General features: G+C 71.9%; 18 protein-coding genes, 2 pseudogenes and 1 riboswitch. Of the genes and pseudogenes, 10 read left to right on the top strand and 10 right to left on the bottom strand.

Going from position 1 to position 21,254, the window contains the following annotated elements; genetic code table 11:
* Positions 1-213: 213 nt before the first annotated feature.
* The 5 genes from OCT49_RS24120 (at position 214) to OCT49_RS24100 (ending at position 6,999) form a co-directional block, all read left to right on the top strand.
* On the top strand, positions 214-978 hold the full coding sequence (locus OCT49_RS24120; RefSeq protein ID WP_283855922.1) for a GntR family transcriptional regulator: 765 nt from the start codon (positions 214-216) through the stop codon (positions 976-978).
* 285 nt (positions 979-1,263) lie between these two features.
* Positions 1,264-1,518, top strand: a complete 255-nt coding sequence (locus OCT49_RS24115) for a DUF3311 domain-containing protein (protein ID WP_283853918.1) — start codon at positions 1,264-1,266, stop codon at positions 1,516-1,518.
* Positions 1,515-3,149, top strand: a complete 1,635-nt coding sequence (gene mctP, locus OCT49_RS24110) for a monocarboxylate uptake permease MctP (protein WP_283853917.1) — start codon at positions 1,515-1,517, stop codon at positions 3,147-3,149. The genes OCT49_RS24115 and mctP overlap by 4 nt, the downstream gene beginning before the upstream one ends.
* Before the next feature lie 155 nt (positions 3,150-3,304).
* A riboswitch (cobalamin riboswitch) is annotated at positions 3,305-3,431 on the top strand.
* 140 nt (positions 3,432-3,571) lie between these two features.
* The gene (locus OCT49_RS24105; protein WP_283853916.1) at positions 3,572-5,983 is read left to right on the top strand and encodes a ribonucleoside-diphosphate reductase subunit alpha; all 2,412 of its coding nucleotides are present in this window, start codon (positions 3,572-3,574) and stop codon (positions 5,981-5,983) included.
* Positions 5,983-6,999 carry a ribonucleotide-diphosphate reductase subunit beta gene (locus tag OCT49_RS24100; protein WP_283853915.1) on the top strand — a complete coding sequence of 339 codons (1,017 nt, stop codon included), beginning with the start codon at positions 5,983-5,985 and terminating at the stop codon, positions 6,997-6,999. Before OCT49_RS24105 ends, OCT49_RS24100 begins: the two co-directional genes overlap by 1 nt.
* A gap of 5 nt (positions 7,000-7,004) precedes the next feature.
* Here the strand turns inward: OCT49_RS24100 and OCT49_RS24095 are convergent, their stop codons facing one another.
* Positions 7,005-7,217, bottom strand: a complete 213-nt coding sequence (locus OCT49_RS24095; RefSeq protein WP_283853914.1) for a hypothetical protein — start codon at positions 7,215-7,217, stop codon at positions 7,005-7,007.
* A gap of 81 nt (positions 7,218-7,298) precedes the next feature.
* Between OCT49_RS24095 and OCT49_RS24090 the strand changes: the two genes are divergently transcribed.
* Positions 7,299-8,273, top strand: a complete 975-nt coding sequence (locus tag OCT49_RS24090) for a GlxA family transcriptional regulator (protein ID WP_283853913.1) — start codon at positions 7,299-7,301, stop codon at positions 8,271-8,273.
* A 100-nt stretch (positions 8,274-8,373) separates the two neighbouring features.
* Here OCT49_RS24090 and OCT49_RS24085 read toward each other — a convergent pair whose 3' ends face one another.
* From OCT49_RS24085 to OCT49_RS24045, 9 genes and pseudogenes are all read right to left on the bottom strand, one after another.
* Complete coding sequence (locus OCT49_RS24085) at positions 8,374-9,111, bottom strand: D-Ala-D-Ala carboxypeptidase family metallohydrolase (RefSeq protein WP_283853912.1); 738 nt, start codon at positions 9,109-9,111, stop codon at positions 8,374-8,376.
* Positions 9,112-9,287: 176 nt separating this feature from the next.
* Positions 9,288-9,926, bottom strand: a complete 639-nt coding sequence (def, locus tag OCT49_RS24080) for a peptide deformylase (protein WP_283853911.1) — start codon at positions 9,924-9,926, stop codon at positions 9,288-9,290.
* A 155-nt stretch (positions 9,927-10,081) separates the two neighbouring features.
* On the bottom strand, positions 10,082-11,074 hold the full coding sequence (locus OCT49_RS24075) for a tetratricopeptide repeat protein (protein ID WP_283853910.1): 993 nt from the start codon (positions 11,072-11,074) through the stop codon (positions 10,082-10,084).
* A 91-nt stretch (positions 11,075-11,165) separates the two neighbouring features.
* Positions 11,166-12,431 carry an HD-GYP domain-containing protein gene (locus OCT49_RS24070; RefSeq protein ID WP_283855921.1) on the bottom strand — a complete coding sequence of 422 codons (1,266 nt, stop codon included), beginning with the start codon at positions 12,429-12,431 and terminating at the stop codon, positions 11,166-11,168.
* Between the two features lie 252 nt (positions 12,432-12,683).
* Positions 12,684-14,066, bottom strand: a pseudogene (locus OCT49_RS24065) (HD-GYP domain-containing protein); the annotation flags it as partial.
* Positions 14,067-14,377: 311 nt separating this feature from the next.
* On the bottom strand, positions 14,378-14,698 hold the full coding sequence (rsrA, locus tag OCT49_RS24060) for a mycothiol system anti-sigma-R factor (RefSeq protein WP_283853909.1): 321 nt from the start codon (positions 14,696-14,698) through the stop codon (positions 14,378-14,380).
* A complete protein-coding gene (locus OCT49_RS24055) occupies positions 14,695-15,351 on the bottom strand; it encodes a sigma-70 family RNA polymerase sigma factor (protein WP_283853908.1) in 657 nt (218 codons plus the stop codon). The genes rsrA and OCT49_RS24055 overlap by 4 nt, the downstream gene beginning before the upstream one ends.
* 275 nt (positions 15,352-15,626) lie before the next feature.
* Positions 15,627-16,202: pseudogene (locus tag OCT49_RS24050) on the bottom strand (alpha/beta hydrolase family protein); the annotation flags it as partial.
* Positions 16,203-16,521: 319 nt separating this feature from the next.
* Positions 16,522-17,337, bottom strand: coding sequence for an SOS response-associated peptidase (locus OCT49_RS24045; protein ID WP_283853907.1), 816 nt, complete (start codon positions 17,335-17,337; stop codon positions 16,522-16,524).
* A 65-nt stretch (positions 17,338-17,402) separates the two neighbouring features.
* Here OCT49_RS24045 and OCT49_RS24040 point away from each other — a divergent pair, with 65 nt between their 5' ends.
* The 4 genes from OCT49_RS24040 (at position 17,403) to OCT49_RS24025 (ending at position 21,243) form a co-directional block, all read left to right on the top strand.
* Positions 17,403-18,116 (top strand): M50 family metallopeptidase, encoded by a 714-nt coding sequence (locus tag OCT49_RS24040; RefSeq protein ID WP_283853906.1) that lies wholly within the window; start codon positions 17,403-17,405, stop codon positions 18,114-18,116.
* A gap of 155 nt (positions 18,117-18,271) precedes the next feature.
* The gene (gene aroA / locus OCT49_RS24035; RefSeq protein WP_283853905.1) at positions 18,272-19,612 is read left to right on the top strand and encodes a 3-phosphoshikimate 1-carboxyvinyltransferase; all 1,341 of its coding nucleotides are present in this window, start codon (positions 18,272-18,274) and stop codon (positions 19,610-19,612) included.
* Between the two features lie 3 nt (positions 19,613-19,615).
* On the top strand, positions 19,616-20,632 hold the full coding sequence (rsgA, locus tag OCT49_RS24030; RefSeq protein ID WP_283853904.1) for a ribosome small subunit-dependent GTPase A: 1,017 nt from the start codon (positions 19,616-19,618) through the stop codon (positions 20,630-20,632).
* Between the two features lie 287 nt (positions 20,633-20,919).
* Positions 20,920-21,243 carry a DMT family transporter gene (locus OCT49_RS24025; RefSeq protein ID WP_283853903.1) on the top strand — a complete coding sequence of 108 codons (324 nt, stop codon included), beginning with the start codon at positions 20,920-20,922 and terminating at the stop codon, positions 21,241-21,243.
* Positions 21,244-21,254 lie beyond the last annotated feature (11 nt).

The following is a 21,254-nucleotide window of genomic DNA, read 5'->3' as shown; positions in this document are numbered from 1 at the left end:
GCTGGACCTGGTCTTTAATGGTTTAGACCAGTACCGGGAGCTTGGCCTAGACCTTTAGGGGTGTCAAGGGTGTATAAGAAGTGCACTCGCGTCCGTTATCGGACCGACACCTAAGGGAGGGCGACGACCCGTGACCGGACCGTGCCACCATGTGAGCCGCGACAGACGGAGGAGCCGGTGACGGCAGCAACGCAGCAGTCGGGAAGGCGGGCCATGGGTGCCGACGGGGGAAGCACGGAGAACGAGACGGGCGCGGCCACGCGGACGGCGCGCGTCCCGAAGTACTACCGGCTGAAGCGACATCTCCTCGACATGACGGACACCATGCCACCGGGCACCCCCGTGCCTCCGGAGCGGACCCTGGCCGCCGAGTTCGACACCTCGCGCACCACCGTGCGCCAGGCGCTCCAGGAGCTGGTCGTCGAGGGCCGGCTGGAGCGCATCCAGGGCAAGGGCACCTTCGTGGCCAAGCCGAAGGTCTCGCAGGCCCTGCAACTGACCTCGTACACCGAGGACATGCGCGCCCAGGGGCTGGAACCGACCTCCCAGCTCCTGGACATCGGCTACGTCACGGCCGACGACACGCTCGCCGGACTGCTCGACATCACCACCGGCGGCCGGGTGCTGCGGATCGAGCGGCTGCGGCTCGCCAGCGGGGAGCCGATGGCGATCGAGACCACGCACCTTTCGGCCAAGCGCTTTCCCGCGCTGCGCCGTTCGCTGGTGAAGTACACCTCGCTCTACACCGCGCTGGCCGAGGTGTACGACGTGCGGCTGGCGGAGGCCGAGGAGACCATCGAGACCTCGCTGGCCACCCCGCGCGAGGCCGGTCTGCTCGGCACGGACGTGGGCCTGCCGATGCTGATGCTGTCCCGGCACTCGCTCGACGGACGGGGCGAGCCGGTGGAGTGGGTGCGCTCGGTCTACCGGGGCGACCGGTACAAGTTCGTGGCGCGCCTGAAGCGGCCCACCGACTGAGCACGGCGGGGCCGAGGACGAATTCCGGCCATCGGCCCGCCACCGCCACCCCTCGGAATCCCTACGGAAAACCCCTGCGGAACCCACCGTTCCGCAGGGGTTTTCCGCATGCCGTCCACCCCGTTGGTACGGACCGGAACCGTGCGTACGACCGCTCGTCGCACGTATCCGCCCGCTCGACGCACCGTTGCCGGACCGCAATGCGGACGGGGGTGACGCTGCCCGGAAGCTCGCTTAGATTCCCTGCCCATCACGAGGTAACCAGCGAGGGGACGGAGCCGCCTCATGCCAGCAGAACCCGAAGAGAAACCACCCACCGTCACACCCGTGCGCGTGGTCATCGCCCTCTGTCTCGTCGCCCCGTTCGTGGCGATGCTCTGGGTGAGTTCCTACGCGAAGGTGGACCCCGCCTTCATCGGCATCCCGTTCTTCTACTGGTACCAGATGCTCTGGGTGCTGATCTCCACCGCGCTCACGATGGTCGCGTACAAGCTGTGGCAGCGTGACCAGCGCGCCCGCAAGGGGGGTTCTTCCTCATGAAGGACGGTGTGAACGGCGTCGCGCTCGGCGTCTTCATCTTCTTCTTCGTGGCCGTCACGGTCATGGGGTTCATGGCGGCGCGCTGGCGCAAGGCGGAGAACGAGGCCAGTCTCGACGAATGGGGCCTGGGCGGACGGTCGTTCGGCACCTGGGTCACCTGGTTCCTGCTCGGCGGCGACCTGTACACCGCGTACACCTTCGTCGCCGTTCCCGCGGCGATCTACGCGGCGGGCGCGGCCGGCTTCTTCGCCGTGCCGTACACGATCCTCGTGTACCCGCTGATCTTCACCTTCCTGCCCCGGCTGTGGTCGGTCTCGCACAGGCACGGGTACGTCACCACCTCGGACTTCGTGCGCGGACGGTTCGGCTCGAAGGGCCTGTCGCTGGCGGTCGCCCTCACCGGCATCCTCGCCACGATGCCGTACATCGCGCTCCAGCTCGTCGGCATCCAGGCGGTGCTGGACGTGATGGGCGTCGGCGGCGGCGAGAACACCCACTGGTTCATCAAGGACCTGCCGCTGCTGATCGCGTTCGCGGTGCTCGCCGCGTACACCTACTCCTCCGGGCTGCGGGCCCCCGCGCTGATCGCGTTCGTCAAGGACGGGCTGATCTACCTGGTCATCGCGGTGGCGATCATCTACATCCCGATCAAGCTGGGCGGCTTCGACGACATCTTCGCCAAGGCGGGCGAGGCGTTCTCGCAGACCAACCCGGACACCGGCAAGCCGCGCGGCGCGCTCGCACCGGGCGAGGCGGGCCACTGGGGATACGCCACCCTGGCCCTGGGCTCGGCGCTGGCGCTCTTCATGTACCCGCACTCGATCACGGCGACGCTCTCCAGCCGCAGCCGTGACGTGATCCGGCGCAACACCACGATCCTGCCGCTGTATTCGCTGATGCTGGGCCTGCTGGCGCTGCTCGGCTTCATGGCGATCGCCGCCGGGATCAAGGTGGACAACGGGCAGCTGGCCATTCCGCAGCTGTTCGAGAACATGTTCCCGGACTGGTTCGCCGGCGTCGCGTTCGCCGCCATCGGCATCGGGGCCCTGGTGCCCGCCGCGATCATGTCGATCGCCGCGGCCAACCTCTTCACCCGCAACATCTACAAGGACTTCCTGAAGCCGGACGCCACCCCGGAGCAGGAGACCAAGGTCTCCAAGCTGGTCTCGCTGCTCGTCAAGGTCGGGGCGCTCGCCTTCGTCCTCACGATGGACAAGACCGTCGCGATCAACTTCCAGCTGCTCGGCGGGATCTGGATCCTCCAGACGATGCCGGCCCTGGTCGGCGGCCTGTTCACCCGCTGGTTCCACCGCTGGGCGCTGCTCGCGGGCTGGGCGGTCGGCATGGTGTACGGGACGGTGGCCGCGTACGGGGTCGCCTCGCCGACGCAGGAGCACTTCGGCGGCTCGTCCGCGGAGATCCCCGGCATCGGCGAGATCGGCTACATCGGTCTCACCGCGTTCGTGCTGAACGCGGTGGTCGTGGTGGTGCTCACCCTGGTCCTGAACGCCATGAAGGCGCCCGCCGGGACCGACGAGACCTCGCCGTCCGACTACACGGCCGACGCGGGCGATCCGGGTGTCGCCGCCGAGCTCCCGCCGGCCACGGCGGGGGCGCCCGGCGGCCACTGACGCCCCGTGACGGCCCGTTCCCGCCCCTTCCCGAAGGGCGGCGGGAGCGGGCCGTCCGCTGTTTCCGGAAGGCCCGCAGGGCGCTTCCCGCCGGTCCGGACCGAGCTGACCGACACAACATCTGGGGGCTGCTTCATCGGGCTGCCCCCACATGTATGCTCATCCTCGCTGTCGCCGCAGGGGAATCCGGTGCGAATCCGGAACTGTCCCGCAACGGTGTGTTCAGTGCGCATTCGCGCACCCCGGACAAGTCCGAGGACCTGCCGACAGTGCGTCCGGCTCGACCGATCCGGGCGCCAGACGTCCGGGCCTCGCGGTTGGGCCGGCGGACGCCGTGCGGAGCGCCGTCCCGTCCCGGGTGCGTGCCCGCACGGCCGCCCCGTTCCCCCGCCGGCCCCGAGCCGAGCGAGGGAGAGCACCACGTGACCATCGCGCCAGCCGATCCGGCTTCGGTCGCCGCGTCCACGGCCGCCGATTCCGGGGCAGCCGCACACGACGGACCGGGGGCCGCGCTGCTGCGGACCCTGACCGACCTCACCGCCGATCTGCCCGACACCGACCCCGGGCGCGTCGCCGCCGCCGCACTGCGCGGCCGCAGCGCGCGGGCGGACGAGGCCGAGCTGTGTGCGCTGGCCACCGAGGCCGCCGCCGGACTGATCTCCGAGGACCCCGCCTACTCCCGGCTCGCCGCCCGGCTCCTGACCCGCGCCATCGCGGACGAGGCCGCCGGCCAGGGCGCCGTCTCCTTCTCCGCCTCGGTCGCCGTCGGGCACCGCGAGGGCCTGATCGCCGACCGCACGGCCGGCTTCGTCGCCCGCAACGCGGACGCCCTCGACGCGCTGGTGGAGCGCGCGCTCGCCGACGGCGCCGACGACCGCTTCGGCTACTTCGGGCTGCGGACCCTGCACAGCCGCTACCTGCTGCGTCACCCGCACACCCGTCAGGTCGTCGAGACGCCGCAGCACTTCATGCTCCGGGTCGCGTCCGGGCTCGCCGAGGACGACTCCCCGCGTGCCGTGGACGAGGTCGCGGCGCTGTACGGGCTGATGAGCCGGCTCGACTACCTGCCCTCCTCGCCGACCCTCTTCAACTCCGGCACCCGGCACCCGCAGATGTCCTCCTGCTACCTGCTGGACTCCCCGCTCGACGAGCTGGACTCGATCTACGACCGCTACCACCAGGTGGCCCGGCTCTCCAAGCACGCCGGGGGCATCGGCCTGCCGTACTCCCGCATCCGTTCCCGGGGTTCGCTGATCCGCGGCACCAACGGGCACTCCAACGGCATCGTGCCGTTCCTGAAGACGCTCGACGCCTCCGTCGCCGCGGTCAACCAGGGCGGCCGGCGCAAGGGTGCCGCCGCGGTCTACCTGGAGACCTGGCACGCGGACATCGAGGAGTTCCTGGAGCTGCGGGACAACACCGGCGAGGACCAGCGGCGCACGCACAACCTCAACCTGGCGCACTGGATCCCGGACGAGTTCATGCGCCGGGTCGAGGCGGACGGCCACTGGTCGCTGTTCTCGCCCGCCGACGTGCCCGAGCTGGTGGACTTGTGGGGCGACGACTTCGACGCGGCGTACCGGGCCGCGGAGGCGAAGGGGCTGGCCCGCAAGTCGATGCCCGCCCGGGAGCTGTACGGCCGGATGATGCGCACCCTCGCCCAGACCGGTCAGGGCTGGATGACGTTCAAGGACGCCGCCAACCGGACCGCCAACCAGACCGCCGAGCCGGGCCGCGTCGTCCACTCGTCGAACCTGTGCACGGAGATCCTGGAGGTCACCGACGACGGCGAGACGGCCGTCTGCAACCTGGGCTCGGTCAACCTCGGCGCGTTCGTCGTCGACGGCGCCATCGACTGGGAGCGGCTGGACGCCACCGTCCGCACCGCGGTGACCTTCCTGGACCGGGTCGTCGACATCAACTTCTACCCGACCGAGCAGGCCGCCCGCTCCAACGCCAGGTGGCGCCCGGTGGGCCTGGGCGCCATGGGTCTCCAGGACGTCTTCTTCCAGCTGCGGCTGCCGTTCGACTCCGCCGAGGCCCGTGCGCTCTCCACGATGATCTCCGAGCGGATCATGCTCGCCGCGTACGAGGCGTCCTGCGAGCTGGCCGAGCGCTCGGGCCCGCTGCCCGCCTGGGAGCAAACCCGTGCCGCGCGCGGGGTGCTGCACCCCGACCACTACGGCGTCGAGCCGAACTGGCCGGAGCGCTGGGACGCGCTGCGCGCCCACGTCGCACGGAGCGGGATGCGCAACTCGCTGCTGCTGGCCATCGCGCCGACGGCGACGATCGCCTCGATCGCGGGCGTGTACGAGTGCATCGAGCCGCAGGTCTCCAACCTCTTCAAGCGCGAGACGCTCAGCGGGGAGTTCCTCCAGGTCAACGCGTACCTGGTGGAGGACCTGAAGCGGCTGGGGGTGTGGGACGCGCGCACCCGGGAGGCGCTGCGCGAGGCGAGCGGCTCGGTGCAGGGCTTCGCCTGGATCCCCGAGGAGGTGCGGGCGCTGTACCGCACGGCGTGGGAGATCCCGCAGCGCGGTCTGATCGACATGGCGGCGGCCCGTACCCCGTTCCTCGACCAGAGCCAGTCGCTGAACCTCTTCATGGAGACGCCGACGATCGGCAAGCTCTCCTCGATGTACGCGTACGCCTGGAAGCAGGGGCTGAAGACGACGTACTACCTGCGTTCGCGCCCGGCGACCCGGATCGCCCGTGCGGCGTCCGGTGCCGCGTCGGCCGCCGCCCCCGTTCCCGTACCGCGGGTTCCGGCGCCCGACGCGGACGCGATCGCCTGCTCCCTGGAAAACCCCGAGTCCTGCGAGGCCTGCCAGTAATGACCGCCAACGAAGAGAAGAACCTGCTCGACCCGGGCTTCGAACTGACCCTGCGCCCCATGCGCTACCCGGACTTCTACGAGCGCTACCGGGACGCGATCAAGAACACCTGGACGGTGGAGGAGGTCGATCTGCACTCCGACGTGGCCGACCTCGCCAAGCTGTCGCCGGGCGAGCAGCACCTGATCGGCCGGCTCGTCGCGTTCTTCGCCACGGGTGACTCGATCGTCTCCAACAACCTCGTGCTGACGCTGTACAAGCACATCAACTCCCCCGAGGCGCGGCTGTACCTGTCGCGGCAGCTCTTCGAGGAGGCCGTGCACGTCCAGTTCTATCTGACGCTGCTGGACACCTACCTGCCCGATCCGGACGACCGGGCGGCGGCGTTCGACGCGGTCGAGGAGATCCCCTCGATCCGGGAGAAGGCGCAGTTCTGCTTCAGGTGGATGGACTCGGTCGAGAAGATCGAGCGCCTGGAGACGAAGGCCGACCGGCGCCGCTTCCTGCTGAACCTGATCTGCTTCGCCGCGTGCATCGAGGGGCTGTTCTTCTACGGCGCGTTCGCGTACGTCTACTGGTTCCGTTCGCGGGGGCTGCTGCACGGTCTCGCCACGGGCACCAACTGGGTGTTCCGGGACGAGACGATGCACATGAACTTCGCGTTCGAGGTCGTGGACACCGTCCGCAAGGAGGAGCCGGACCTCTTCGACGAAGAGCTGCGGCAGCAGGTCACGGACATGCTCAAGGAGGCCGTCGAGGCGGAGCTGCAGTTCGGCCGCGACCTGTGCGGTGACGGCCTGCCCGGCATGAACACCGAGTCGATGCGGCAGTACCTGGAGTGCGTCGCCGACCAGCGGCTCACCCGGCTGGGCTTCCCGGCGGTCTACGGCTCCGAGAACCCGTTCTCGTTCATGGAGTTGCAGGGGGTGCAGGAGCTGACGAACTTCTTCGAGCGCCGCCCGTCCGCGTACCAGGTGGCGGTGGAGGGCTCGGTCGCCTTCGACGACGACTTCTAGGTTCTCTAGATCCTGGCCCAGCTTCTGACGTACGGGCGCCGCGCGGTTCTGACGGGCTGCGCGGCGTCCGCCGTTTTCGGCGGTCCGTCGCTCCGGGCCCGTTGTGCGGCGCGCAGTTCGCGGTCGATGCGGCGCTCCCGGGCGAGCCCGGCCAGGGCGGGCAGCAGGACGAGAGCGATAAGTGCGAGTATGCCCAGGACGTTCTGGAATGTGTTCATGGCTCTACTCTCGCCTGCGCGGCCCCTTCGCAGCAGTGGCAGGACTGTCATGGAACGTCGAATTACTGCCACACTGATTCCATGCTGAACAATGTCGCCGCTCTGCTGCTCGACGATGTCCATCCCTTCGAACTGGGCGTGCTGTGCGAGGTCTTCGGGCTCGACCGCAGCGAGGACGGGTTGCCGGTGCACGACTTCGCCGTGGTCTCCGCCGAGGGCCCGGTGCTCCGGACCCACGCCGGTTTCACCATCGGCACGTCGCACGGCCTCGACCGCCTGGAGGAGGCCGATCTCATCGCCGTGCCCGCCGGTGGCCGCTTCGTGGACCGGGAGTACCCCGAGGAGGTCCTCGCCGCCCTGCGCCGGGCGGTGGACCGGGGCGCCCGGGTGCTGAGCGTCTGCTCCGGCGCGTACCTCCTCGGCGCGGCCGGGCTGCTGGACGGGCGCCGCTGCACCACCCACTGGCGCCATGCCGGGGAACTGGCCCGCCGCTTCCCCCGGGCCGTCGTCGAAGCCGACGTGCTGTACGTGGACGAGGGCCAGATCATCACGTCGGCGGGCACCGCGGCCGGTATCGATGCCTGCCTGCACCTGGTCCGGCAGGCGTACGGGCCCCACGTCGCCAATGCGATCGCCCGCCGCATGGTGGTGCCGCCGCACCGGGACGGCGGCCAGGCGCAGTACATCGAGCGCCCGCTGCCGCGCACCTCCTGCGACACCGTCGGCGAGACGCTCGTCTGGATGGAGCGCCACCTCGACCGGGAGATGACCGTCGAGCAACTGGCCGCCCAGGCCCACATGTCGCCGCGCACCTTCGCCCGCCGCTTCCAGCAGGAGACGGGCACCACGCCGTACCGCTGGCTGCTGCGCCAGCGGGTGCTCCTGGCGCAGCACCTGCTGGAGACGTCCGACGAGACGGTGGACACCATCGCCGGGCGCACCGGCTTCGGGACCGCCGCCGCGCTGCGCCACCAGTTCGTGCGCTCCTTGAACACCACCCCGAACGCGTACCGCCGCGCCTTCCGCGGCCCCGGCGCGGTGTCCGAGGTGGCCTGATCCGCGGCCCCGCACGGCACCCGGCACGCGAAGGGCCCCGGGCGCCGGTCCGTGAGGAACCGGTGCCCGGGGCCCTGGTGCGCAGGACGTGCCGGGTGCGTCAGATGCCGCAGCTGGGCGCCGACCAGTAGTGCGAGGGGCCCTGGTTCACGTGGATGTGGTCGTTGTGGCCGGGGTAGCCCGGGCCGAGGATCCCGTTGAAGCCGTGGTAGCGGGCCTGCTTGGCGATGGTGCACAGGGAGTGCGGTCCGGAGCCGAGGTCGACCGCGTCCCCGTACATGTGGCGGCTGTTGGACGCCCCGCCGACCGCCGAGTTGCAGGAGACCGAGCGGAATCCGCTGGTGACCCGGATCGACTGGTCACCGAGCGCGTGCCGCAGCGCCTCCAGCTTCCACATGGAGCTGAGCGCGTTGGCCCTGGCCGTTCCGGCCGCCACCTTGCCGCCGCTCCAGGTGCTGTTGCACTTGTTGAGCTCGGGGTAGGTGAAGTGCGCCGGGGTGCAGTCGCCGTCCTGCAGCGCGTAGATCTTGGCCTGGGTGGCCGGGCCCGCGATGCCGTCGGCGGCGAGGCCGTAGGCGGCCTGGAAGCGCTTGACGGCGGCGGTGGTGGCCGGGCCGTAGGAACCGTCGATGGCCAGCACGGAGTTGTAGCCGGGGTATCCGGCCACCCGTATCTGGAGCTGGACGACGTCGTTGCCCGTGGCGCCGGGGCGCAGCGTGCGGGACCAGGTGTAGCAGTCGTCGGCCTGTGCGGTGCCGGCGGTCACCACGACCCCGCCCAAGGCGAACGCCATGGTCATGACAAGGCCGAGCAGGAGTCGTGCGGTACGTCTGAGCATGAGGGAGCTCCCTACCCGATAAAGGTGTGGGAAGAAAGCCTGTCGGACGAGTCGACGCGCGTCAACTTCCCGCAAAGAAATGGCAGTTGGCGGCCACAGCCGGTCCGGGAACCCGACGGGCCCCGGCCCTCCCCGCGGGGCGGGCCGGGGCCCGTCGGCAACAAGCTGACGCCCGGTCAGTCGTTCGGCACGACCTCGTAGCGCGGGGTGTTCTCCGCCATCTGCCGCAGCGCGTCCTTGCGGTCCCGCTTGGAGAGGCGGTCGATGTACAGGTAGCCGTACAGATGGTCCGTCTCGTGCTGGAGGCAGCGGGCGAAGTAGCCGCTGCCGCGGACCTTGATCGGGTTGCCCTTGGCATCCTGCCCGCGGACCACCGCGTAGTCCGGGCGGGCCAGCGAGGCGTACGCCGTCGGGACGGAGAGGCAGCCCTCGTTGGAGTCGTCCAGGACCCGGTCCTCGGGCGCCAGCTCCTCCAGCACGGGGTTGCAGACGACGCCCACGTGCCGCACGCCGTCGTCGTCCGGGCAGTCGTAGACGAAGACCTTGAGGTCGACGCCGATCTGGTTGGCGGCCAGGCCCACGCCCTCGGCCGTCCGCTGGCTGGCGAACATGTCGTCGATCAGCCCGGCCAGCTCGTCGCCGAACTCGGTGACGTCCTTGCACTCCTTGTGGAGCACCGGGTTGCCCACGACCGTGATCGGGCGGGAGGTGCCGCGCTCGCGGTAGGCGGCCTCGCGCGCCTCACAGTCCTCGGTGTCCACGACGAATCCCTCGTCGTCGACGTTGATCTGCTCGTCCGTGTCCTGTTGCGCCATGTCCGCCGTATGCCTTCCTCAAAAACCTTGGGACCCGGGCAGTCCGGGGAACCGCCGAGCACCTCGACCGGTGCGCGTACAGCCTAACGGCCGCGGGTGGGGCCGTCGGGGCCGTGCCGCGGCCCCGACCGACGCGGGCTTTCCGGCCGCACCGGTCAGCAGACCTCTTCGAGGTCCCGCCACTCCCGGCTGTCCGGGCTGTCCGCCACCCAGCCGTCCAGCAGGCCGCGCACCAGCCCGGCCGGCGCGGCTATCCCGCACTCCCGCTCCGGCACCCACAGCTCACCGGCGGTGCGGTGGCCCAGCGGGCCGGGGTGTCCCGGCTCGCTGTGGTCGTGCGGGTCGAGGTGGTCGCCGTCGCCCTCGTCGCTCTCCATCCGGCTCTCCGAACAGGCCCGGCAGAGCAGCCGCACGGAGGACGACCAGTCCTCGGCGGCGAACCCGGCGTCGGACGCCAGCCGCTCCAGCGCGTCCCGGTCCGCCTCGGTGGCCGCCTCGAGCAGCACCACCCAGGTGGGCACGGGGGACGGCGCCCACAGCTCGATCTCGTCGAAGACGGGGTACGAGGGCCCGGCCGCGGTGACCCGTTCGCCATTGGGCACCCCGTCGTGCAGGACGACCTCGCCCCAGCGGCGCCCGGACGACGGCAGCGGGATGGACAGCACCTCCATCCGGGCCGGGTCGAGCCTGCGGCCCCACACGACCTCGGCCTCGCCCTCCGGCGACAGCCGCACCGCGGCGCTGCCCAGCTCCATGCCGACCGGCTCGCTGTTGGCCGCCGAGGTGTGCTGAGCGGCGCCCGGCACCTTCAGGCCGTACGCCTGCCAGGCCCGGCGCGCCAGCGGCCAGTCCTGCAGCGCGGTGGCGGCGATCCCGACGTTCCACCAGTCGGGGGCGCCGGACTCCTTGTCGAGCAGCGCCACGGCCCGCAGGCCCGCCGCCCTCGCCTGTTCCCAGTCATGCCGGAACTTGTGCAGCAGCGCCAGGTTGAACCACGACTCGGAGAGCCAGGGTTCCAGATCCGCCGCACGTGTCAGCAGCGCGCCCGCGTCCTCGTACCGGCCGTCGCCGATCAGCGTGAACGCGCGGTCCGTGGCCTGCCGCCAAGAGGCGGAGGGCCGATGCCGTACCTTCCCGAAGATCCTCACGATTCCCGCCCGTCCCGACTGGACACCCTCGTTTTCCGCTCTTCTTCGCATCCAACCATGCCGGGCCGGACGCTCGCTCATTACCCATGGGTTACCCGGGGAGAACCGGGGCCGGACCGCTCCGGGCCAGGACCCGGGCCAGTGATTCCACGACTTCGGGCTGATAGTCGTGGGCGGTCCCGAGCCTGAGCTGTTCCAGTGCGCCCAGCGGCCCGATGAGCCCTTCCCCGCAGAGGTCGTCGTATGCGTTGACCGTCCTGACGATCCTGGCGGACAACGGCTGCTCGCGATAGGGGTCTGCCTGTCTCTCCACCACGACGGCGACCTCGGCGTCCACCCCGGTCTGCCGGACCACGGCCCCGCCGAGCAGGGCGATGCGGCGCTGCTCGGCGGCGGGCAGGGTGGCCGTCGCCCCGTCCGGCACCGGGTCGACGAGGGAGAGCTGCCCGATGTCGTGCATCAGGGCCGCGTACTCCAGCACGGTCAGCTGGGGCCCGGAGAGCCCCAGCTCACGGCCGACGGCCCGGCAGAGCACCGCCACCCGGCGGGCGTGCCCGTGCGGGGTGTATCCGGCGACCTCGGTGGCCCGGGCGAGCGAGGCGATGGTCTGCCGGTAGGTGGTGCGCACGGCGACGAACCGGCGGAAGGAGACCTGGGTCAGCAGCAGCGGCACGCACAGCACGGGCAGCGCCCACAGCCCGGCGACGGCCACCCCGAGCGCCATCACGACACCGGTCGCGCAGACCGCCGAGCCGATGCCGGCCAGACCGCGCAGCTGGTCCCGCAGCAGCGGCGGATAGGGGTGGCGGGTGCGCGAGTGCAGCAGCAGGGCCGCGAGGACGGCGTCGCACAGGGCGGTGAGCCCCAGGAGCAGCAGCAGGACGAGCACGTAGTACGGGCCCTCGCCGAGCCGGCTCATGATCTGGCCGGAGTTGTACAGCGGCTGGAAGCAGACGGCGGCGAAGGTGACGGACAGGATCCGGCGGGCCACCCGGTCGGGACCCGGCCCGGTGCCGCGCGCCACCTGGGGCACGCAGGCGACGAGCTGCGCCGCGACGAGCACGGCGATCACCTGGAACACGTCGTGCGCGGTGGGCGCCCCGCCGCTGCGGCCGAGGAGGGCGTACGCGAGCGTCCCGGCGGCGCCGAGCGGCGCGGGCTCGCGCTCGGCGGGCAGGGCGCCCCAGCGGGCCAGCTCGCCGACGGCGATCAGGACGCCGAAGGCGAGGGCGTGGCCGGGGTCGTGGACGCCGTACCAGAAGGTGTGGGCCAGTCCCGCGACGGCGAGCAGGGCGGCGGCGCCCCGGACGACGAGGGCGACGGGGGACGGCCGCGCCCCGGCCCGGTCCCGGCTCACCGGGGGTGGTCCGCGGACGACTGCGGCCCGGACGGCTGAGGGCCGGACGACTGTGTGCGGGCGGGCCGGACGGTCCCGTCCCGCGACGGCCGCGCGGGGGCGTCCGGCCGGTCCCGGGCCCGGTCGGGGGCGTCCGGTCGGGCCCGTTCCCGGCCGGGGGCGCTGCGGAGGTCCGGCCGGTCCCGCCCTGCGACGGGCGGGCGCACGACGCGCCGCCGCGCCCGGGGCCGTCGCCTGCGGGGGCGGGACGTGGTCGGGTCCGGACGGCGGCCGTGGACGGGCCGGCCGCCGGAGGGCCCCGGCGTCCCCGTCGCCGCCCGGCCGGGCGTCCTGGGGCTCGTCCGCCGTGACCCCGGCCGTCACCGCCGACCAGCCGTGCCGCTCCAGCCCGCGCACCAGCGCCCGCACCATCTGCGGATCGAACTGCGTGCCCGCGCACCGCTTCAGCTCCTCCAGCGCGGCGGGCACCGGCCTCCCCCGCCGGTACGAGCGGGTCGAGGTCATCGCGTCGAACGCGTCCGCCACCGCGACGACCCGCGCGAACTCCGGGATCTCGCGCCCCCGCAGCCCGTACGGATAGCCGCTGCCGTCGAGCCGTTCGTGGTGGTGCAGGATCGCGGCCCGCGCCTCGCCGAGGAAGCCGATGCCGCGCACGATCTCGTGCCCGTACTCCGGGTGCAGCTCGATCACCTGTCGTTCCTCCGGGGTGAGCGGCCCGTCCTTGCGGAGCACCCGGGTGGGGACGCCGAGCTTGCCGACGTCGTGCAGGATGCCGGCGAACCGGAGGACCTCCAACCGGTCCTTCTCCATGCCCAGTTCGCGGGCGATGATGACGGAGGCCCGGCCGACCCGTTCGCTGTGTCCCCGGGTGTAGGTGTCCTTGATGTCGACGGCCTGCACCAGCGCCCTGATGGTGGCGCGGTGGGCGGCGTGCTCGCGGTGGTACTGGGCGAAGACCCAGCAGGAGATGTACATCGGCAGCAGGACGATGAGCGCGGACAGCGGTCCGTACGGGCCGCGCCACAGCACCGCCATCATCAGCCCGGCGAGCCCGTGCACCTGGTGCGGCCCCAGCGAGCGGGACAGCAGTCCGCTCCAGGCGCGCCCCGGCGGCAGCCGTTCGGCCACGACCAGGATCGAGCCGTCCAGCGCGGTCAGGACGAGGCTGAAGACCAGGGCCGCGACGCAGGCGGGCAGGATCGCGTACGGGAGGTCGGGGCCGGTGCCGGTCCCGCCGAGCGCCGCGGTGCCGCCGAGCAGTGCGTGGACGGTCGAGGCCGCCCAGACCGTGACGGCGAGCTGCGCGGCCCGCCAGACCCGCCGGGCGGCGGCGGGCGGCTGCTCCACCCGGCCGACGAGCGATCCGGGCACGGCGACGAGGGCGGCGGCGGCGGGCGGCAGCAGGAACGCGGCGGCGAGCAGCAGCGGAAAGAACGATCCGGCACTGATCGGCACGGAGCCGCCGAAGAACGGGCAGCGCCCGGGGAGTTCACAGACCAGGTAGAGCCCGGTGAGCAGCGCGAGGGTGAACCACGGGACCTCCGCCCCGGTCCGCAGGACGGGGAGCACGCAGGCCAGGGCGCCGATCACGGCCACCAGGATGTATCCGCGCGCCGCCCCGCGTGTGGCTCTCACCCGCCCGGCCCGCCCCCCAACATGGTCAATGGAGGCGCCACGCTAGCGATTCGCGGGCAGGCCCGAGCGGCAATGGACCGGATTAGCACATTCGGGTGACAAGCGGGGTGACGTACCGGGCCGGGACCGTCGATGCTTGCCGCCCGCCGTGCACATCCGGGGCTTGTCACCCGCCGTGCACGTCCGGGCGGACCGCCGCGACGGGGATGCGTGCCGGGCCCGGAGAAACGAGTGGGGGCGCGCCGCGTGGTGCGCGGCGCGCCCCACCCGTACGGAACGCGAGGAGGACCGGTCGGGCCGGGGCCCGGCCGTCACTCCTGGGCGGTGGCCGACGTCTCGTTCTCCGCGGCCGTCAGGTCCTGCTCGGGCACCGCCTGGCCCGAGCGGATCAGATCGATCCGGCCCATCACCTTGGACCGCAGATCACTCGGTACGTCGTCCTGGCCGCAGCAGCGCTTCACCAGCTTCTTCACGGCCTGCTCCAGACCGTACTTCTCCAGGCACGGGGAGCACTCCTCGAAGTGCACCTCGAACTTGGTGCAGTCACTGTCGGGCATCTCGTGGTCGAGGAACTCGTAAAGATGATCGAGCACCTCCGAGCAGTCCGTCTCGTGCGGCTCTCCGCAGCTCATGAGCCCGAGCCTTTCCGATCGTCCGACTCTCCGGCACCGGCCGGGACGAGCCCGCGCTCACGGGCGTAGTCCTCCAGCATGCCGCGCAGCTGGCGGCGGCCCCGGTGCAGTCGGGACATCACCGTACCGATGGGAGTCCCCATGATGTCCGCGATCTCCTTGTAGGCAAAGCCCTCCACATCGGCGAGATACACGGCGATGCGGAACTCCTCGGGGATCGCCTGCAGGGCGGACTTCACGTCAGAGTCGGGCAGGTGGTCGAGCGCCTGCGACTCCGCGGATCGCAGACCGGTCGACATGTGGGACTCGGCGCGCGCCAGCTGCCAGTCCTCGATCTCCTCGGCGGCGCTGCGCTGGGGTTCCCGCTGCTTCTTGCGGTACGAGTTGATGAAGGTATTGGTGAGGATGCGGTACATCCACGCCTTGAGGTTGGTGCCCTCACGGAACTGATGGAAGGAGCCGTACGCCTTGGCGTACGTCTCCTGGACCAGGTCCTCGGCGTCCGCGGGGTTGCGCGTCATGCGCAACGCGGCCGAGTACATCTGGTCGAGGTAACCGAGAGCGTCCCGCTCGAAGCGTGCGTTGCGCTCGGCAGCCGTCTCCGGTACGCGGCCCTCGTCGGTCCCTGTGTCGGTCCCAGTGACCGGACCCACCTCCTCCAACGCTGGGGCGGAGCCGAAACCGGACCCGCTCGAATCGGAGAATAGTCGACCTCGCTCCGGGACGGCCTGTCGATTCGTTCCGCCCGCCGCCCGCTCGGGAGCGGTCCTGGCCGCATGCAGGACCGTCCACTCCAGGTCAGCGGCGTTCGAGCGACGCGGGCAGATGGTCGAACCCATGCGACGGACTCCCTCTCCACACATACGACGTTGATGTACCGATGACACGCACAACAGCCGCCCCTCCCCCAACATTCCCGGGGTGCGCGTCACCCGGGGGCGAGGACCATGGAGAGCCACCCGGTCACGGCGGCGGTCAGGGTCTCCAGCGCCTCCTCCTGCGTCGTGCCGGCCTTCTTCGGCACGGCGAAGCCGTGGTCGCCGTACGGCACCTCGGCGATCCGGTACGTCCCCGGGGAGAATTCGGCGGGCCGCCCGAACGGGTCGTTGCCGCCCTGCACGACGAGCGTGGGCACCCCGGTGCCGAGGAGCTCGTCCTCGCGGGACTTCTCCGGCTTTCCCGGGGGGTGCAGCGGGAAGGCGAGCGCGAGGACGGCGCGGGCGCCCAGCTCCGCAGCCGTCCGGCAGGCCACCCGGGCCCCGGCGCTGCGTCCGCCCGCGACGACGGGCAACCCGGCGGCGGCGAGGGCGGGCCACACCCCCCGCCATCCGGTGTCCAGCGTCTTCGGGGCGGGCGCGAGCTTCTTCCCGGCGACCCGCCACGGCTGCTCCACCAGGGCGACGGTCACCCCGTGGGCGGGCAGCGCGGCGGCCAGGGCCCGGAGGTCGCGGGCCTCGATGCCGCCGCCCGCGCCGTGGCCGAGGGCGAGCACGAGCCGGGCACCCGCCGTGCCCGTGGTGTCCGCCGCGTTCGTGGCGTTCGTGGCGTTCGTCGTGCCCGTGGCGTTCGTGGCGTTCGTCGTGCCCGTGGCGTTCGTGGCGTTCGTCGTGCCCGTGGCGTTCGTGGCGTTCGTCGTGCCCGTGGCGTTCGTGGCGTTCGTCGTGCCCGTGGCGTTCGTGGCGTTCGTCGTGCCCGTGGCGTCCGTGGCGGGGAACCAGGTGATCCTGGCCGGTCCGACGTCGGTTTCGACCGTCTCGACCGTACGGTCCTTCTCTGGGGTGGTCACGTCTCCCATCCTCCCCCGGCGGGAGGCCGAGAGGGCGTCAGAAGAGGGTGCCCTCCTCCGGCGCGGCCAGCTCCTCCACCAGCTCGGGCCCGTTGTTGCGGACGTTGCTGACGGCCGTGGCCACCGGGTAGGCCCGCATCAGCCCGGCTGGCGGCGGGGCGAGCAGCCCCCGCACCTCCTCGGCCTCGGTGTTCGACGGGTCGAGCCAGGCGTCCCACCGGTCCGGGGTGAGCATCAGGGGCATCCGGGGGTGGATGTCGGCGAGCGTCGCCGGGCCCTCGGCGGGGGCGACGCCGAGCGGGGTGGTCTCCGCCTCCGTCGTGATCACCGAGCAGGTCACCCACCAGGCCCCCGGGTGGTCGTCGGGCAGGGTCCGGTCGCGCCAGAAGTCGTACAGCCCGGCCATCGCGAAGACGGACCCGTCGGCGGGCGTCACGAAGTACGGCTGCTTGCGCGGGCGCTTCTTCTTCCCCTTCTCCTCCAGCTGCCGCTCGTCCGCGCCGGTGACCCATTCGTAGTAGCCGTCGGCGGGCAGGATGCAGCGCCGGGAGACGAAGGAGCGCCGGAAGGACGGCTTCTCGTGGACGGTCTCCGCGCGGGCGTTGATCATCCGCGCGGCACCGTCGGGCGACTTCGACCAGGACGGCACGAGTCCCCATCTCAAGGTGCGCATCTGGCGAACCGGACGCGGGTCCGCCGCGTCCTTCACAGGACGTTCCAGTACCGCGTGGACCTCCTTGGTCGGCGCCACGTTCCAGTCCGGCGCCAGGGCCTCCGCGGGCTCCCACTTCTCGACCTGGAAGATTCCGGCCAGGTCCTCGGGCCGCCGACTCGATGCATACCGTCCGCACATGAGTGCCAGACTGCCACGACCGTCACGACGACAGGACGCCGATACCGCGAGGAGCCGCCCGCGTCATGGACAGCACCGATCTGGGCAATCTGTGGGACCGCCTCACCGGCACCCAGCCCGCCCCCGAACAGTGGCTCGTGGTGGTGACCGGGACGCTCGCCCTCATCGCCGTCGTACCGAATCCGCTGTGGCGGCTGAGCCGCAACGCGATCACCCTCACGCACGAGGGCGGCCACGGGCTGATCGCACTGCTCACCGGCCGGCAGCTCACCGGCATCAGACTGCACTCGGACACCAGCGGCCTGACCCTCAGCCGCGGCAGACCGACCGGCATCGGCATGATCCTCACCGCCGCGGCCGGTTACACCGCCCCGCCGCTGCTGGGGCTGGGCGGGGCGTGGCTGCTGGTCGACGGCAGGATCACGCTGCTGCTGTGGCTGGCCACCGCGCTGCTCGTGGCGATGCTGGTGATGATCCGCAACGTGTACGGGGCGCTGGCGGTGATCCTCACCGGTTCGGCCTTCCTGCTGGTGTCCGGGCTGGCCTCGCCCGCCGTGCAGTCGCTGTTCGCGTACGCCGTGGTCTGGTTCCTGCTGCTCGGCGGCGTACGGCCGGCCTTCGAGCTCCAGTCGATGCGGCGGCGCGGGGGCGCGCCGGACTCGGACGCGGACCAGTTGTCACGGCTGACCGACGTGCCCGCACCGCTCTGGCTCTTCCTCTTCCACACGGTGTCGCTCTCCTCCCTGATCGGTGGGGGTCGCTGGCTGCTCGGCATGTGAGACGGGCGGTGCCCCGGGCGCGGGACGGACGGTGCCCCGGGCGCGGGACGGACGGCGAAGGCCGGGCCGCGTCGGCTGCCGCACCCGTGTGACGCCAGGGTTCATATCGTTTCGCCCAGGATTCGGGTTCGCGGTGAGCCACTAAAGTGAGGGCCATGACCGAAAGCTCCGTGCACCCCGCCCTCTGGCCCGCCCCGCATGCGACCGGGGCCGTCGACGCGACCGTCACCGTGCCCGGGTCGAAGTCGGTCACCAACCGCGCGCTCGTCCTCGCCGCGCTCGCCGCCGAGCCCGGCTGGCTGCGCCGCCCGTTGCGTTCCCGCGACACCCTGCTGATGGCCGAGGCGCTGCGCGCGATGGGCGTCGGCATCGAGGAGACGGTCTCGTCCAGCTCCGCCGTCACGGGCGGCCCGGAGGCGTCCGGCGAGGCGTGGCGGGTCATCCCGGCCGGTCTGCACGGCCCCACCACGGTCGACGTCGGCAACGCCGGCACGGTGATGCGCTTCCTGCCGCCGGTCGCGGCCCTCGCCGACGGCCCGATCCGGTTCGACGGCGACCCGCGTTCGTACGAGCGCCCGCTGGACGGCGTGATCGACGCGCTGCGGGTGCTCGGCGCCCGGGTCGACGACGAGGGGCGCGGCTCGCTGCCGATGACGGTGCACGGCAGCGGTGCGCTGGACGGCGGGCCGGTGGCGATCGACGCCTCCTCGTCCTCCCAGTTCGTCTCGGCGCTGCTGCTCTCGGCGCCCCGCTTCAACCAGGGAGTGGAGGTGCGCCACACCGGCGCCCGGCTCCCCTCCATGCCGCACATCCGGATGACCGTGGACATGCTGCGGGCGGTCGGCGCGCAGGTCGACGAGCCGGAGACGGGCGGCGAGCCGAACGTCTGGCGGGTCTCCCCCTCCGCCCTGCTCGGCCGCGACCTCACCATCGAGCCCGACCTGTCCAACGCCCAGCCGTTCCTCGCGGCCGCGCTGGTCACCGGCGGCCGGGTCACCATCCCCGACTGGCCCGAGCGCACCACCCAGCCGGGCGACGCGCTGCGCGAGATCTTCACCGCGATGGGCGGCAGCTGCGAGCTGACCGAGCGCGGCCTCACCTTCACCGGATCGGGCCGCATCCACGGCATCGACGTCGATCTCGGCGAGGTCGGCGAGCTGACGCCCGGCATCGCGGCGGTCGCGGCCCTCGCCGATTCGCCGTCCACCCTGAGCGGTGTCGCCCATCTGCGGCTGCACGAGACGGACCGGCTGGCCGCGCTCACCAAGGAGATCAACGAGCTCGGCGGCGACGTCACCGAGACCGCCGACGGGCTCCACATCCGGCCCCGGCCGCTGCACGGCGGTACCTTCCATACGTATGACGACCACCGGATGGCAACCGCGGGGTCGGTCATCGGCCTTGCCGTCCCCGGAGTGGAGATCGAGAACGTGGCGACAACCGCCAAGACCCTGCCGGACTTCCCGCAGATGTGGACCGGAATGCTCGGGGTCTGAGAGATGCGCCGTTACGGCAAGAACCCCGACGAGGACGACGTCCGGATCCGCCCCAACCGCAAGGGCAACCGGCCCCGTACCCACATCCGTCCCAAGCACGAGGACGCCGAGGACGGCATGGTCCTCACCGTCGACCGCGGCCGTCTCACCTGTCTCGTCGACGGCCGTACGGTCGTGGCGATGAAGGCCCGCGAGCTGGGCCGGAAGGCCGCCGTGGTGGGCGACACCGTCTCGATCGTCGGGGACCTCTCCGGCGACAAGGACACCCTCGCCCGCATCGTCCGCATCGGTGAGCGCCGCTCGGTGCTGCGCCGGACCGCGGACGACGACGATCCGTACGAGCGGGTGGTCGTCGCCAACGCCGACCAGCTGGCGATCGTCACGGCGCTGGCCGATCCGGAACCCCGGCCGCGGATGATCGACCGCTGTCTGGTCGCCGCGTACGACGGCGGCCTCTCCCCGCTCCTGGTGCTCACCAAGTCGGACCTGGCCTCCCCGGACAAGCTGCTGGAGGCGTACACCCCGCTGGGCGTCCCGTTCGTCGTCACCAGCCGCGAGGAGCTGGAGAGCGGCGACGCGGCCGAGCGGGTCCGCGAGCAGCTCCAGGACCGGGTCACCGCCTTCGTCGGGCACTCCGGCGTCGGGAAGACCACGCTGGTCAACGCCCTCGTGCCGAAGGACCGGCGGCGCACGACCGGGGTGGTCAACGCGGTCACGGGCCGCGGCCGGCACACCACCACGTCGGCGCTCGCGCTGCCGCTGTCCGGCGGTCGCGGCTGGGTGATCGACACCCCCGGGGTGCGCTCCTTCGGGCTCAACCACATCGACCCGTCCCGGGTGATCCACGCGTTCCCGGACCTGGAGCCCGGCGCCGAGGAGTGCCCGCGCGGCTGCACCCACGACAGCCGGCAACCGGAATGCGCCCTGGACGCCTGGGTGGCGGACGGCCACGCCGACCCGGCCCGGCTCGACTCGCTGCGCCGGCTGCTGTCCACCCGCGAGCGGCGCGAGGGCGACTGACCCGGCGACCGGCCGCACGTCGCGGGACGAGGGCGTCGGCCACCGCTCGCCGCGGGACCACGCGTGCCGGGGCCGCGGCGGCGGCCGTTCCCTGCGGACGACGCACGGCCACCGCTCGCCACCGAACGCTCCGTCGGCGGTCGTTCGGCGCCGGGCGGCGCCGGGCGGCGCCTCGGCGACCGGGCGACGCGTCGGGGGCCGGGCACGTTTGCGAGCCGCCGCCGCCGGTAAGTGCATAATCACACCGAGCCTGGCAAGGCGGTCACCGACGTGGGAGGGCACTGACGATGGCGTGGCTGCTGGTCGTGGTCGCAGGACTTCTGGAGACCGGTTTCGCCGTCTGCCTGAAACTCTCGCACGGCTTCACCCGGCTCTGGCCGACCATCGCGTTCGCCGTCTTCGCCCTCGGCAGCTTCGGTCTGCTGACGCTGTCGCTGAAGAAGCTCGACGTGGGGCCCGCCTACGCCGTGTGGACCGGCATCGGCGCGGCGGGCACCGCGATCTACGGCATGGTCTTCCTCGACGACGTGGTCTCCACCCTCAAGCTGGTCTCCATCAGCCTGGTCATCCTCGGGGTGATCGGCCTCCAGCTCTCGGGCTCGGCCCACTGACCGGCGCCGCA

Source organism: Streptomyces sp. ML-6, from assembly GCF_030116705.1.
GTDB lineage: Bacteria > Actinomycetota > Actinomycetes > Streptomycetales > Streptomycetaceae > Streptomyces.
Note: the sequence above shows the minus strand (reverse complement) of the source record. Positions and strands in the feature narration are given on the sequence as shown.